This window comes from Streptomyces sp. NPDC019890 (assembly GCF_044903445.1).
GTDB lineage: Bacteria > Actinomycetota > Actinomycetes > Streptomycetales > Streptomycetaceae > Streptomyces.
This window is the reverse complement of the sequence record NZ_JBJDQK010000005.1, coordinates 1-12,484: the sequence shown is the minus strand read 5'-3', so window position 1 is coordinate 12,484 and position 12,484 is coordinate 1. Positions and strand designations below refer to the sequence as shown.

Genomic DNA, 12,484 nt, shown 5'->3' with positions numbered 1-12,484 from the left:
CCCTCGGCCGACCGGACACCCTCTGTGGCCCGGGCTACGCGGCCGGGGGTACGCGCCCCCGGCAGGTACGACGAAAGCCCCGGTCCGCTGAGGCCGGGGCTTTCGGGTGGTGGCTGGGGCCGGGGTCGAACCGGCGACCTATCGCTTTTCAGGCGATCGCTCGTACCAACTGAGCTACCCAGCCACGCGGCTCTCGCGAGCCGCAGCGGTCCTGACGGGATTTGAACCCGCGGCCTCCACCTTGACAGGGTGGCGAGCACTCCAAGCTGCTCCACAGGACCAAGCAATGTGCGAGCACAAGTCTCGCACACGGTAATGCGTGCCCCCAACGGGATTCGAACCCGTGCTACCGCCTTGAAAGGGCGGCGTCCTGGGCCACTAGACGATGAGGGCTAAGGGCCCACCTGGGCGCTTCGCAGCGCGTCGGGGACGTGAGAAGCATATGGGATGCGGGGAGCTATCGCCAAAACGGTTTACGGGGGTCTGGAGGTCGCCCCCAGGACAACGCAGTGGGGGAGGGCGAGGAGGTGGGGGAACCCGGGCTCGGGGACGGCGTGGCGCCCGGGTGGTTCTCCTCCGGCAGATGGCGGCTGACCTCGGCCGTCGTCAGGCCCAGGCCCCCCAGCGTGATCTCGTCCCACGCCTGCAGCCGCCTCGTCGTACGGTCCAGATACAGCACCGACGCACGCACCTTCTCCGGCTTCTGGTTCTGGACCGCGCGCAAGCCTCCGCCGCCCGTCGAGCCCTCGATCTTCAGGCGGGTGCCGAGTGCGAGCACCTCCGTCTCGCGGTGGTGGACATGGCCCGCCAGGACCAGCGGGACCTCGCCGTCGGTCTCGCGGGCCGCGACCGGGTTGTGGGTGACGGCGACGTCGACGGGCGTATGCGCGCGGGCCTGGTCGCGCAGGGCCGAGGCGAAGCGGATGCCCGTCATGCGCTCGGCCGGGTCGCCCTGGGCGACGATCGAGCGGTCGGGTGTGAACTGGGGGTCGCCGAAGCCCGCGATGCGCAGGCCCGCCACCGTGACCGCCCCGCCGTCGTCGAGCACATGCACGTTCTTCATGCGCGACAGATACGCCTGCGTGATGCGGGAGTCGTGGTTGCCGCGCACCCAGATGTAGGGCGCGCCGAGGTCGGCGATCGGGTCGAGGAAGCCGTTCTCGGCGGCGGTGCCGTGGTCCATCGTGTCGCCGGAGTCGATGATCACGTCGATTCCGTACTGCTCGACGAGCGAGCCGATGATGTGCCACGCCGCCGGGTTGAGATGGATGTCGGAGACGTGCAGCACCCGCATCGTGCTCGGGTCCGGCCGGTACGTGGGGAGCGTCGATGTCGCGTCGTACAGCTTGGTCACGTTGGTGACCAGGCGCGCCAACTCCTGCTGGTATACGTCGAATTCGGTGACGATGGAGCGCGCGTTGCCGACGACCGACGGGGCGCTGGAGAGCAGTCCGGAGAACTTCGGCTCCAGGACGGACTTCGGGTTCCAGGTGGCGTACGCACAGATGCCGGAGGCCGCGAGCAGCGCGAGCGCCAGACCGCCGGCGGCGAGTGCCCGGCGCGGGCGGCGGTAGACGGCGAGGCCGAGGGCGGTCGCGCCGGAGACGACGGCGACGCAGGAGCGTACGGCCAGCTCGGTGGTGCCGTCCGCCACGTCGCGGGCGACCTCGTCCTGGAGCCCGGAGAGCCGCTCGGGATGCTCGACCAGGGCCTCGGAGCGGGCCGGGTCGAGCCGGTCGACGTCGACGTCGAGGCGGATCGGCGCGACATGGGAGTCGAACTCCAGGGCGCCGAGCGGGGAGACGTTGATCTTCGTGCCGCCGGACAGGGACGGGCGCAGGGTCATGCTGGTGTCCATCGGGCCGACCGGCGCACGGACGCTGCCGACGATCAGCAGGCCGAGCCAGGCGCCCAGCAGGACCACGGCGGTGAGGCCCAGCGCACGGACCCAGGGGTGCGGGGTGGGGACAAGGGTGCTGGTGGGGCCGGCGCGGCGCGAGCTGTAGTGGCGCCGGAGCCGGGTGAGCGCAGCTGGTATCGATCGGTTCGGTTCCGGGGCTTGGCGGGCCATTGGTCCCGTATGCCCATCCGGGCGGGCAGCCATGCCGGGGCGACCGGCCGGGCGCCGTACGTGACAATGGCCACGTGCTGGAGATGACGCGCGAGGAGTTCGAGGAACTGGTCGCCGAGGCCCTGGACAGGATCCCGCCGGAGCTGACGCGACTGATGGACAACGTCGCGGTGTTCGTCGAGGACGAACCCGCCACCGACGACCCCGAGCTGCTCGGGCTCTATGAGGGGACTCCGCTCACCGACCGGGGCGAGTGGTACGCGGGCGTGCTGCCGGACCGGATCACGATCTACCGGGGGCCGACGCTGCGGATCTGCGAGACCCGTGCGGACGTGGTCGAGGAGACCGAGATCACGGTGGTGCACGAGATCGCCCACCACTTCGGGATCGACGACGAGCGGCTGCACGAGCTGGGGTACGGGTGAGCGGCCCCGGCGTGCCGGAGGCGATCGATCCGGACGTCGATCTGCATGTGCCCGCGCAGCGCGCGGAGACCGCGGGCCGTCACAAGTGGCCGGTGCTCGCGGTGATCTCGCTGGGAGGTGTGGCCGGGTCCTTGGCGCGGTACGCGGCGTCGCGGATGTGGCCCGTGGCCGACGACGGGTTCCCATGGGCGACCCTCTGGGTCAATGTGCTGGGCTGCGCACTGATCGGAGTGCTGATGGTGCTGGTCAGCGAGGGCGGCCGGGGTGGCAGGCCCGCGCATCCGCTGGTGCGGCCGTTCCTCGGCGTGGGCGTGCTCGGCGGGTTCACGACCTTCTCGACGTATGTACTGGACTTCACCGATCTGCTGGAGCGTGCGGAGGCCGTCACCGCGCTGACGTACGCGGTCGGGACGGTCGGCGGCGCGATGGGCGCGGTGTGGCTGGGGGCTTCGGCGACCAGGGCGGTCCTGACCCGGGCGGTAGCGCGGTGAACTGGCTCCTGGTGGCGATGGGCGCGGCGGTCGGTGCGCCGCTGCGGTATCTGACGGACCGTGCGGTGCAGGCGCGGCACGACTCGGTGTTCCCCTGGGGGACCTTCGTGGTCAACGCGGCGGGGAGCCTGGTCCTGGGCGTGCTGTCGGGGGCGGCGGTGTCCTCGGCGACGTACGCGCTGCTCGGTATTGGCCTGTGCGGGGCGCTCACGACGTACTCGACGTTTTCGTACGAGACGCTGCGGCTGGCCGAGCGCGGCTGGAGGTTCCTGGCGGCGGCGAACGTGGCCGCGTCGTTGCTGGTGGGGCTCGGATCGGTGTTCCTGGGCGCGGAGTTGGCGCGCGGCTTTACGGAGTAGGGGCAGTTGTTCCGGTGGCGCGTGCCGGGTCCCTTGTGCGACGTGGGGCGTGACCCTTGTGGGGGACAGGGAGTTGGGCAGTGAAACCTGTGCTCCCGTGACCCGGAGGTGCCGCTCGTGCGCCAGTTGTCCGCCCCTGGTCGTTTGGCTGTCCGGATCGCCACTGTGCTGGCGGTCGCAGCCTCGGCAGGCTGTATAAGCGTGAGCGACGACGAGGGCGGGAAGCCGGCGCCCCGTTCGACGACGGACCGGCGTGGGACGGTGGCCGAGCCGGACGGCGGGCAGGGGGTGCCGGGCGGCCGGCACGCCAGCGTGGGGCACGGCGGCTCGGACGCGTCCGGGGGCGCGGCGGGCGCGGGCGCGTCGCCGAGCCCGAGCGGCACGGCGGGCCCCAGCGCGGGCCCCGCACAGCAGCGGCCGCAGCCGCCCCGGGGGACCGAGCCGACGCGAGGCGGAGCTTCCCCTTCCGCGCAGCCCTCGCAGCCGCAACCGCAGCCTTCGCCGTCCGAGCCGCCGCCGGTGAGTCCCACACCACCGCCGAGCGAGCCGACCGATCCGCCGCCTGCGTCGTCCGCGCCCGAGGTGCGGGCAGGGGCGATGCCGGCGAACGTGCAGGGGTACGGAATGCGTACGGAACCGGCCGCGTCACCCCAGCAAGGACCCATGTGATCAGTCGCGCGACGGCCTCGCGGGGCCCGTGTAACGGGAGTCACTCGAGCCAGGTTTGCCTTCGGTGGGGGAGGGTGCGTATGGTGGTAGATCGTTTGATCCCATTGCCCGGCGCCGACACAGAAGAGCGCCGCGTGGCGCGTACTCTCCCTAGCCGTGGCTGACCGCATTGAGGCGGTCGAATTGCGAAATCACGGAGTTTGGGCGCGTGCCGAGACTCCGGAAGGTTTCGCATTTCGCATGTCCACTTTCAGTACTGATCACGCCGTCATGCCCGAGAACGAGTCTGCCGAGGCCGTCGTCGAGACGTCTCCCGAGACCGTCGAGGCCGCTGCCGAGACCACCGTCGAGACCGCTGTCGACACCGCTCCCGAGGTCACCTTCGGCGACCTGGGCCTGCCCGAGGGCGTCGTCCGCAAGCTCGCCCAGAACGGCGTGACCGTCCCCTTCCCGATCCAGGCCGCGACCATTCCGGACGCCCTGGCCGGCAAGGACATCCTGGGCCGCGGCCGCACCGGCTCCGGCAAGACCCTCTCCTTCGGCCTCCCGCTGCTCGCCACCCTGGCCGGCGGCCACACCGAGAAGAAGAAGCCCCGCGGCATCATCCTCACCCCGACCCGTGAGCTCGCGATGCAGGTCGCGGACGCCCTCCAGCCCTACGGCGACGTGCTCGGCCTCAAGATGAAGGTCGTCTGCGGCGGTACGTCCATGGGCAACCAGATCTACGCGCTCGAGCGCGGCGTCGACATCCTCGTCGCCACGCCGGGCCGACTGCGCGACATCATCAACCGCGGCGCCTGCTCCCTGGCGAACGTTCAGGTCGCGATCCTCGACGAGGCCGACCAGATGTCCGACCTGGGCTTCCTGCCCGAGGTCACCGAGCTGCTCGACCAGGTTCCGGCCGGCGGCCAGCGCATGCTCTTCTCCGCGACGATGGAGAACGAGATCGGCACGCTGGTCAAGCGCTACCTGTCCAACCCGGTCAGCCACGAGGTCGACAGCGCCCAGGGCAACGTCACGACCATGACGCACCACGTGCTCGTCGTGAAGCCGAAGGACAAGGCGCCGGTCACCGCCGCCATCGCCGCCCGTAAGGGCCGCACCATCATCTTCGTACGCACCCAGCTGGGCGCGGACCGTATCGCCGAGCAGCTGCAGGACACGGGCGTCAAGGCCGACGCACTGCACGGTGGCATGACGCAGGGCGCCCGTACACGCGTCCTCGAAGACTTCAAGAAGGGCTACGTCAACGCGCTCGTCGCGACCGACGTCGCCGCCCGCGGCATCCACGTCGACGGCATCGACCTGGTCCTGAACGTGGACCCGGCCGGTGACCACAAGGACTATCTGCACCGCTCGGGCCGCACCGCCCGCGCCGGCAAGTCCGGCACGGTCGTGTCGCTGTCCCTGCCGCACCAGCGCCGCCAGATCTTCCGCCTGATGGAGGACGCGGGCGTCGACGCCTCGCGCCACATCGTCGGCGGTGCCGGCGCCTTCGACCCGGAGGTCGCCGAGATCACCGGCGCCCGTTCGCTGACCGAGGTCCAGGCCGACTCCGCGAACAACGCCGCGAAGCAGGCCGAGCGCGAGGTCGCCGACCTCACCAAGCAGCTGGAGCGCGTGCAGCGCCGCGCGGCCGAACTCCGCGAGGAGGCCGACCGCCTGGTGGCGCGCGCGGCGCGCGAGCGGGGCGAGGACCCGGAGGCGGCGGTGGCCGAGGTGACCGAGGCCGCTGAGGCCGAGGTCGAGGCGGCGGTATCGGTGCCCGAGCAGCCGACCGAGCGTCCGGCGTACGAGCGCCGGGACGACCGGGGCAACTTCGACCGCCGTGGCGGCGACCGTGGTGGTTTCCGCCGTGACAACGACCGTCCCTCCGGCGGCTTCCGTCGGGACAACGACCGTCGCGATGACCGTGGTGGCCGTTCCTTCGAGCGTCGTGACGACCGTGGTGGGTTCCGTCGTGACAACGACCGTCCCTCCGGTGGTTTCCGTCGGGACAACGACCGTCGCGATGACCGTGGTGGCCGTTCCTTCGAGCGTCGTGACGACCGTGGCGGCGACCGTGGTGGGTTCCGTCGTGACAACGACCGTCCTTCCGGCGGCTTCCGCTCCGGCGGCGACCGCCCGTCGGGTGGCTTCAACCGTGACCGTGACGACCGTGGCGGCCGTTCCTTCGAGCGCCGCGACGACCGCCCCTCGAGCGGCTTCCGCCGTGACGACCGCCCCTCCGGCCACCGCGGCAGCGACCGCCCCTTCAACCGCGACCGCCGCGACGACCGCCCCTCGAGCGGCTTCCGCTCCGGCGGCGACCGCCCGTACGGCCGCCGCGACGAGCACCGTGGTGGCAGCACCGGCACGAACACGGGCTCTTTCGGGCGCCGTGACGACAAGCCGCGCTGGAAGCGCAACGGCTGACCTGACCTGACGGTCTGACTGGCAGGGCCCGTACGGCACTTGGGTGTCGTACGGGCCCTGTTTGCTGCTGTGAGGCCGCTGTTACGATCCGTCCGCTCGCGTGGGGGTTCTGCCGGGGGGCAGCTCAACAAGATTCCGGTGCCGGAACAGGTGCTTGGTCCCTCCACGCCATCTTCTGGGCGACCTGCGGCGGACGGCTGCAACGACCTTCTCTTTGTGAAGCTCGGCACGCTCTACCGGCGCGACGACTACTGCTACGGGACGAGCAACGGCGTCTCGGCGAAGCTCGGCACGGGCTGGGGCCAGTTCAACGCACTGCTCTCACCGGGAGACCTGACGAGTGACGGCGTGCCCGATCTGCTGGCACGGAAGAAGTCCACGGGCGAACTGATGCTTTACCCGGGACGCTCCACCGGCACCTTCCAGGCGCCGGTCAGGATCGGCACCGGCTGGAACGGCTACACCCTCGTCGGCGCAGGCGACACGACCGGAGACGGTCACGGCGATCTGCTGGCCCGGGACGCGACGGGTGCGCTGTGGCGCTACAACGGGACCGGCCGGGGAAGCTTCGCACAGCGCGTGAAGATCGGCTCGGGGTGGCAGCAGTACAACGCGATCGCGGCTGCCGGCGACTTCACCGACGACGCCAAGCCGGACCCGGTGGCGCGGGACACGGCCGGGGTGCTCTGGCGCTACAACGGCACCGGGATCGGGACGTTCGGCGCGCGGGTGAAGATCGGGACCGGCTGACAGGTGTACGACACTCTGCTCTGATCCGGGGGTGGCAGGGCCGAGGGCAGGTACCTGCACTGATTTTCTGAACGGCGACGGGCCGGTGATCCGATACCCGATCGGCTCACCGGCACCGTCCGGCTATGCTCAGGGGTGTTGTGCCGAGGGCCGTTAGCTCAATTGGCAGAGCAGCGGACTTTTAATCCGTTGGTTGTGGGTTCGAGTCCCACACGGCCTACTACTCAGCCCCAGCTCAGAGGACCTCTGTGCTGGGGCTGACTGCGTTTAAAGGGCCGTGGAGATCGTTAGCTCGGCCGCCGCTCGGCCGAAGTGCAAACGATCAAGACATGAAAGAGCCCCGGTCTGTCCGTGACGGGGGTACAGGCAGACCGGGGCGGGATGGGGCGGGCGGGCGTTATCCGCGGGCGCGGACCAGGAGTGTGCCGATGTGCCCCGGCTCCGGAGCGTCAAGCACACGCGCCTCGACATCGCAGAAGCCGTGCCGCTCGAGCATGCTGGTCCAGCGCTTGGGTGTGTAGCTGTAGCGGTAGGTGAACATTGCCTTGCCAGCGAAGCCGCCCTTGTACATGCCCTGCGGTCCATAGGCGCCAGGGATGGCTGGCGGGTGAGATATAGCGAGAACGCCGCCAGGCTTCAGGCGCTCGGCGATGAGCGGCAGCAGTTTGGCCGGGTCGGTGAACCAGGCGGCGCCGAAGATCGAGTAGATCGCTTCGTAGATCTCGGTGCTCTCGCGCAGGTGGTCGAGGACCTCGGAACAGATGAACTCCACCCCCGAAGGTCCCCACCGTTCCGTCGTCTTCTTCACCATGACCGGCGAGAGATCCACGCCCGTGGCTCTGACTCCGCGCTGGGCGAGGTGGGCCAGGGCGCGGCCGGTGCCGCAGCCGATTTCCAGCACGTTCTCCGGCGCGCCCAGCAGTTCGGGGCCCGGGCCGTGGCCGGTGTACTGCGTCCAGTTGAAGACCGGCTCCATGTCCTCCTTGCATGCGCCGGACTGCTGAACAGGCGCGGGGCGGGGACCACTTCCTACTTCGCCGTCAGTCTCTCTACATGCTGCAGGGCATCGAATACAAGGCGCAGGGCTACGAGAACGCGCAACGGTGGATCGACAACAGCCGCGGCAGAATCGTGACGGAGACTGGGCAGCGTCTCGCCGATGAGCTTCTCTCGCAGGGATCGCTGGACTGGCTGCGCGCCGCCCTTGGCGAGAAGAACGTCTGACCTTGGACGCACGAACGCGCCCCTCCCACCCGAAGGTGAGAGGGGGCGCAGTGCGTTACGCATTTCGTTACGGGTACTGCCGGCGTTGCGGGTTGAGGCCGAGGGACAGCAGGCCGCCGTCCGCCGGTCGGGGTGCTCTGTTGTTCCTCGGCCTCGTGCGTGAGCGGACGGGTCCGGCAGTGCTAGTTCCAGGGGAGCCGGGACCTGTTGGACCAATAGGCGTGCGGGGTCTCGGCGAGGGCAGTGAGCCCGTCAAGTTGGTCGGTGCCGAGGTGCACTGTGGTCGCCACCAGGTTGGAGGTGAGCTGGCGGGTTGTCGCAGCCCCCGACAGGACGATACGAGCCCAGGGCTGGTGGAGTGCCGCGGCCAGGGCGATGGCGTCGCAGGAGGCGTTGGTCGCGTCCGCGATCGGTGCGAGGACCAGGTGACGGGCGAGCTGTGGCTGGGCGAGCCGGCCGTTGGCGAGGGCTTCCTTGACGATGACCGTACAGCCTGCGTCGTACGCATCGGACAGGGCCGGTCCGGCGGAGGGCTCCAGCAGGTTCCAGGTGGCCTGCACGCTGCGGAACAGGGGTTCACCGTCGACGGCGATGTCAAGGGCGGCGCGGATGGCGTCGCGCTGGTTCGGGCCGCTCGTGGACAGGCCCACGGTGACTCCCTGGGCGGCCAGTTCGGCGAGTCGGTGGTGCAAGGCGGTGTCGGTGAGGACGGTGCTGGAGGGGGTGACCGAGTGGACCTGGTAGAGGTCGAGCCGTTCGCCGAGAAGGGATCGGGTCTCGGCGAGCTGCCGGTCGTAGGTGCTTGCGCTGTGGTCCTTGACCTCGTGGGTCGGGGCGTCGACGCGCCAGTCAGCGGTGTACGTGTAGCCCCACTTGCTGCCGACGAGCAGATCTCGGGGGGTGCCTCGGCTCTTCAGCCAGTCGGCGAGGAACTCCTCGGCCCGGCCGTAGGAGCGCGCGGTGTCGATGTAGCGGATGCCGCGGGCGTAGGCGAGGTCGAGGAGTTCGTGCGCGTGGCGGCGCATCGCGGCGACAGTGCGCCCGGCCGGCAGATCGCCCTCGTGTCCGAGGGTGATGTAGCCGGGCCGTCCGACTGCGGCCAGACCGAGACCCATCCGTTCGATCGACGCCTGGGGACGTGCGGGGGACATGGGCATGGTCGGCGGCTCTTCCGGTGCGGTGGCGGGTGGGCCGGGCTATTCGGCGTTGGCGAGGATATCCGCCAGGGCGGTGACCGCCTGGTCCGCGTCGGGGCCTTCGGCACGCACGGTCACCGTGGTTCCGGCGGTGGCGCCCAGGCTCATCACGGCAAGGACGCCCGTCGGGTTGACCGTCCGGCCCGCGTGCTCGAGCTGTACGGCACTGGTGAAGCCGGCAGCAGCGCGGGCGAGCCGGCCCGCCGGGCGGGCGTGCAGGTTGGCGGGCAGGACGATGGTGATCTCGTGTCCCGCGGCAGGCGCAGTGGTTGCGGTGGTCGCGCCGTAGGCAGTGGTCGCGGTGTCTGCGGTGGACTCAGAGCTTGGGGACATTGCGGGCCTCCTTGGCGGCCTTGGAAACGGTCTCCAGGTCGGCGCCGGATGCGGCGGTGACCACGGCTGCGACAGCCCCCTCGACGAAGGGCGCGTCGACGATCAGCACGTCGGAGCGGGGATGGTCTTCCAGAACGGTGCGGGCGGTGAGGACCGAACTGCCGAGGTCGGGAAGTACGACAACGCCGCCTCCGCGATCGGCATCCCGGATCGCGGCGAGAACGAGGTCGTAGCTGGTGCCGATCCGGCCTTCGGCGGTCCCCCCGGCCGTGGCCACGGGGACATTATCGGAGCCGATCTGCTCCACCAGCAGGCGAAGGCCCGCGGCGAGCTCGGCGCTGTGGGAGACGAGTACGATGCCGACGAGTGTGCTCATGAACGTATACGTTAAATCTCGGAATACGATTCAGCAATACTGAACAAGGAGTTTCTTCATGGTGCAGGCGGTGCAGCGGGCGGCCCAGATCCTGCGGGAGCTCGCGACCACAGGCCCCCGGCTGGGTGTGACCGAGCTGGCCGACCGCCTGGGCGTGGCCAAGCCGACCGTGCATGCCTTGCTCCGCACGCTGGAGGCCGAGGGGATGGTGGTCCAGGACCGCGACAGTTCCAAGTACCAGCTCGGCCCCGGCCTGGTCTGGCTGGGCAACGCCTACCTGGACACCCAGGAGCTGCGGACCCGCTCGCTGACCTGGGCGGACCAGCTCGCGAACCGGACCAACGAGGCGGTCTGGGTGGCCGTGCTCACCAGTGACCACGTCCTGGTGGTGCACCACGCCTTCCGGCCGGAGGGCGCCGTACAGATCCTCGAAGTGGGAGCCAGCATCCCGTGGAGCACCTGCGCCCTCGGCAAGGCCATCGTGGCCTTCGCTCCGGCGGCCGAGCGTGAGCGGCTGCTCGCCGGCGAGCTTGCGGTCCTCACCGGCACCAGCATCACCGACCCGAAGGAGCTGGCAGGTCAGCTGGGCGAAGTTCTCCACACGGGTTACGCGCTGGAGGACCAGGAGTCCGCCATCGGCGACGCGGGCATTGCGGCCCCCGTCTTCGACCGCTCCGGCGAGGTGGTCGGTGCCATCGGCATTGTGGGTCCCGTCGAGCGTTTGCTGGCCGAAACGGCACGTCAGGAGCTCGCTGTCGCGGTCCGCGAGACCGCCCGCAATCTCTCCCGTGACCTGGGCGCGCCCCGGGGAACCGCCCGCCGCGCGAACACCTGACTCGCCCGGGGCGCAAGCGCCCCGCCCTGCGGGCATCCCTTGCACCCTGGAGAACCCCTCCGCAGTCGGCCCACGACTGCCCGAGCAGCCCGCTCACGCCCCCGACAAAGGCCCACGGCACCCGCCGTGGGCCTTTTCGCTGCGGTGGAAGGCCGCGTTCCGGACCTCTTGACAGTCGCGAAACCCAGGTTTAACGTCCGAACAACGTTCATCAATGATGAATACATACGCCGGACGTTCCTCTCCGGTTTCCCCTGAGCCGGCCATCAGGCTCCCTGCCCCCGACACAGCCTGGCGGCCACCTCCCTTCACAGCCCGCTCCACGCGGAGGAGGTGAGACGCCCAACGCGCCGCCCGGCGCTGGGCGCCATCATGGAAGAGAACACTTACCCTCAGAAGCTTCTCGCCGAGATGCTGGGCACCGCGGTGCTGGTGTTCATCGGTGTCGGTTCGGTCCCCGCAACGCTCATCGTCGGCGGTGACGCCCCGTTCACCATGGCGCAGCTGGGGATGATCTCGCTCGCGTTCGCCACGGCCGTCATTGCCTTGGTCTACGCGATCGGTCACATATCCGGCTGTCAGATCAATCCGGCCATCACGCTGGCGCTGGCCGCCACGAAGAAGATGCCCTGGCGGGACGTCCCCGGCTACATCGCGGCCCAGGTGATCGGTGCACTCCTGGGATCCCTGGCGATCGTCGGCGTACTGGGCCACAAGGCCGTGGACGTCGGCCTGGGCATCGCCTCGTACGGCCCTGACATCAGTACGGGCCAGGCCTTCTTCGCCGAAGCCGTCGGCACGCTCATCCTGGCCTTCGTCGTCTTCGGCGCCATCGACCGTCGCTCGTCCGGTGGCTTCGCCGGCCTCGCCATCGGTCTGGCCGTGTTCGCGATCATCATCCCGGTCGCGCCCTCCACCGCCGCCGCCATCAACCCTGCCCGTGCCATCGGCCCCATGACGATCGGTCAGCTGTTCGGCGGAACGGTCCACTGGGACCAACTGCCCGTGTACCTGATCGCCGAGGCCGTCGGCGCGGTCGCGGGTGGTCTGCTCTACGCCGCCTTGAACGCCCGCCGCCCCGTCGCCACCGTGGCCGAGGGACCGGCCAAGCCGGTCGCGGCCGCCGAAGGAGTCCTGTCGTGAAGAAGCTCATCAACGCTCCCGAGGCGGTGCTGGATGAGGCCCTGGCGGGGATCGCCGCCGCCCACCCCGGTCTCCGCGTCGACGCGGAGAACAAGGTGATCACCCGCGCGGGCGGCACCAGGACGGGCAAGGTCGCCCTCATCTCCGGCGGCGGCTCCGGGCACGAGCCGCTGCACGGCGGCTTCGTGGGACCGGGC

Annotated in this window: 14 protein-coding genes, 4 tRNA genes and 1 pseudogene; 11 read left to right on the top strand and 8 right to left on the bottom strand. The window is 70.1% G+C overall.

The window, feature by feature from the left end:
• Nucleotides 1-107: 107 nt before the first annotated feature.
• The 4 genes from ACI2LP_RS14990 to ACI2LP_RS14975 all read right to left on the bottom strand — a co-directional run bounded on the left by ACI2LP_RS14990 (nucleotide 108) and on the right by ACI2LP_RS14975 (nucleotide 2,071).
• Nucleotides 108-184, bottom strand: a tRNA-Phe gene (locus ACI2LP_RS14990).
• Nucleotides 185-206: 22 nt separating this feature from the next.
• Nucleotides 207-281, bottom strand: a tRNA-Asp gene (locus ACI2LP_RS14985).
• A 39-nt stretch (nucleotides 282-320) separates the two neighbouring features.
• Nucleotides 321-393, bottom strand: a tRNA-Glu gene (locus ACI2LP_RS14980).
• Between the two features lie 64 nt (nucleotides 394-457).
• Entirely contained in the window at nucleotides 458-2,071 is a 1,614-nt protein-coding gene (locus ACI2LP_RS14975; protein WP_404724959.1) for a metallophosphoesterase, read from the bottom strand.
• A 74-nt stretch (nucleotides 2,072-2,145) separates the two neighbouring features.
• Between ACI2LP_RS14975 and ACI2LP_RS14970 the strand changes: the two genes are divergently transcribed.
• The 7 genes from ACI2LP_RS14970 to ACI2LP_RS14940 all read left to right on the top strand — a co-directional run bounded on the left by ACI2LP_RS14970 (nucleotide 2,146) and on the right by ACI2LP_RS14940 (nucleotide 7,400).
• The gene (locus ACI2LP_RS14970) at nucleotides 2,146-2,496 is read left to right on the top strand and encodes a metallopeptidase family protein (protein WP_404724958.1); all 351 of its coding nucleotides are present in this window, start codon (nucleotides 2,146-2,148) and stop codon (nucleotides 2,494-2,496) included.
• Nucleotides 2,493-2,987 (top strand): fluoride efflux transporter CrcB, encoded by a 495-nt coding sequence (gene crcB, locus ACI2LP_RS14965; RefSeq protein WP_404724957.1) that lies wholly within the window; start codon nucleotides 2,493-2,495, stop codon nucleotides 2,985-2,987. The genes ACI2LP_RS14970 and crcB overlap by 4 nt, the downstream gene beginning before the upstream one ends.
• Entirely contained in the window at nucleotides 2,984-3,346 is a 363-nt protein-coding gene (locus ACI2LP_RS14960; RefSeq protein ID WP_404724956.1) for a fluoride efflux transporter FluC, read from the top strand. The genes crcB and ACI2LP_RS14960 overlap by 4 nt, the downstream gene beginning before the upstream one ends.
• A gap of 201 nt (nucleotides 3,347-3,547) precedes the next feature.
• On the top strand, nucleotides 3,548-4,015 hold the full coding sequence (locus tag ACI2LP_RS14955; RefSeq protein WP_404724955.1) for a hypothetical protein: 468 nt from the start codon (nucleotides 3,548-3,550) through the stop codon (nucleotides 4,013-4,015).
• Nucleotides 4,016-4,255: 240 nt separating this feature from the next.
• A complete protein-coding gene (locus ACI2LP_RS14950) occupies nucleotides 4,256-6,430 on the top strand; it encodes a DEAD/DEAH box helicase (protein ID WP_404724954.1) in 2,175 nt (724 codons plus the stop codon).
• A 216-nt stretch (nucleotides 6,431-6,646) separates the two neighbouring features.
• Nucleotides 6,647-7,180, top strand: coding sequence for an FG-GAP repeat domain-containing protein (locus tag ACI2LP_RS14945; protein WP_404724953.1), 534 nt, complete (start codon nucleotides 6,647-6,649; stop codon nucleotides 7,178-7,180).
• Between the two features lie 147 nt (nucleotides 7,181-7,327).
• Nucleotides 7,328-7,400: transfer RNA gene (locus tag ACI2LP_RS14940), tRNA-Lys, on the top strand.
• A gap of 177 nt (nucleotides 7,401-7,577) precedes the next feature.
• On the opposite strand, the gene ACI2LP_RS14935 is transcribed toward ACI2LP_RS14940, so the two are convergent.
• The gene (locus ACI2LP_RS14935) at nucleotides 7,578-8,156 is read right to left on the bottom strand and encodes a class I SAM-dependent methyltransferase (protein WP_404724952.1); all 579 of its coding nucleotides are present in this window, start codon (nucleotides 8,154-8,156) and stop codon (nucleotides 7,578-7,580) included.
• A 77-nt stretch (nucleotides 8,157-8,233) separates the two neighbouring features.
• Between ACI2LP_RS14935 and ACI2LP_RS14930 the strand changes: the two are divergent.
• Nucleotides 8,234-8,404, top strand: a pseudogene (locus ACI2LP_RS14930) (HAD family hydrolase); the annotation flags it as partial.
• A 182-nt stretch (nucleotides 8,405-8,586) separates the two neighbouring features.
• On the opposite strand, the gene ACI2LP_RS14925 reads toward ACI2LP_RS14930, so the two are convergent.
• Genes ACI2LP_RS14925 through dhaM form a run of 3 tightly spaced genes read right to left on the bottom strand, consistent with a single transcriptional unit; the run spans nucleotide 8,587 to nucleotide 10,309 of the window.
• Nucleotides 8,587-9,555 carry an aldo/keto reductase gene (locus ACI2LP_RS14925; protein ID WP_404724951.1) on the bottom strand — a complete coding sequence of 323 codons (969 nt, stop codon included), beginning with the start codon at nucleotides 9,553-9,555 and terminating at the stop codon, nucleotides 8,587-8,589.
• A gap of 45 nt (nucleotides 9,556-9,600) precedes the next feature.
• Entirely contained in the window at nucleotides 9,601-9,933 is a 333-nt protein-coding gene (locus ACI2LP_RS14920) for an HPr family phosphocarrier protein (RefSeq protein ID WP_404724950.1), read from the bottom strand.
• Nucleotides 9,917-10,309: a dihydroxyacetone kinase phosphoryl donor subunit DhaM gene (gene dhaM, locus ACI2LP_RS14915; protein WP_404724949.1), complete on the bottom strand. Its 393-nt coding sequence runs from the start codon at nucleotides 10,307-10,309 to the stop codon at nucleotides 9,917-9,919. Before dhaM ends, ACI2LP_RS14920 begins: the two co-directional genes overlap by 17 nt.
• A gap of 58 nt (nucleotides 10,310-10,367) precedes the next feature.
• Here dhaM and ACI2LP_RS14910 point away from each other — a divergent pair, with 58 nt between their 5' ends.
• The 3 genes from ACI2LP_RS14910 to ACI2LP_RS14900 all read left to right on the top strand — a co-directional run.
• Entirely contained in the window at nucleotides 10,368-11,144 is a 777-nt protein-coding gene (locus ACI2LP_RS14910) for an IclR family transcriptional regulator (protein WP_404724948.1), read from the top strand.
• Between the two features lie 372 nt (nucleotides 11,145-11,516).
• Nucleotides 11,517-12,287 carry an MIP/aquaporin family protein gene (locus tag ACI2LP_RS14905; protein WP_404724947.1) on the top strand — a complete coding sequence of 257 codons (771 nt, stop codon included), beginning with the start codon at nucleotides 11,517-11,519 and terminating at the stop codon, nucleotides 12,285-12,287.
• Nucleotides 12,284-12,484 (top strand): dihydroxyacetone kinase subunit DhaK (locus ACI2LP_RS14900; RefSeq protein ID WP_404724946.1); only part of this gene is annotated, 201 nt, incomplete at its 3' end. The genes ACI2LP_RS14905 and ACI2LP_RS14900, both read left to right, overlap by 4 nt.

What these genes read in the sequence shown, in the direction of transcription:
- ACI2LP_RS14950 (WP_404724954.1), top strand. Translation starts at nt 4,256, where the DNA reads ATGTCCACTTTCAGTACTGATCACGCCGTCATGCCCGAGAACGAGTCT.
- dhaM (WP_404724949.1), bottom strand. Translation starts at nt 10,309, where the DNA reads ATGAGCACACTCGTCGGCATCGTACTCGTCTCCCACAGCGCCGAGCTC.
- ACI2LP_RS14975 (WP_404724959.1), bottom strand. Translation starts at nt 2,071, where the DNA reads ATGGCCCGCCAAGCCCCGGAACCGAACCGATCGATACCAGCTGCGCTC.
- ACI2LP_RS14935 (WP_404724952.1), bottom strand. Translation starts at nt 8,156, where the DNA reads ATGGAGCCGGTCTTCAACTGGACGCAGTACACCGGCCACGGCCCGGGC.
- ACI2LP_RS14925 (WP_404724951.1), bottom strand. Translation starts at nt 9,555, where the DNA reads ATGTCCCCCGCACGTCCCCAGGCGTCGATCGAACGGATGGGTCTCGGT.
- ACI2LP_RS14910 (WP_404724948.1), top strand. Translation starts at nt 10,368, where the DNA reads ATGGTGCAGGCGGTGCAGCGGGCGGCCCAGATCCTGCGGGAGCTCGCG.
- ACI2LP_RS14905 (WP_404724947.1), top strand. Translation starts at nt 11,517, where the DNA reads ATGGAAGAGAACACTTACCCTCAGAAGCTTCTCGCCGAGATGCTGGGC.
- ACI2LP_RS14920 (WP_404724950.1), bottom strand. Translation starts at nt 9,933, where the DNA reads ATGTCCCCAAGCTCTGAGTCCACCGCAGACACCGCGACCACTGCCTAC.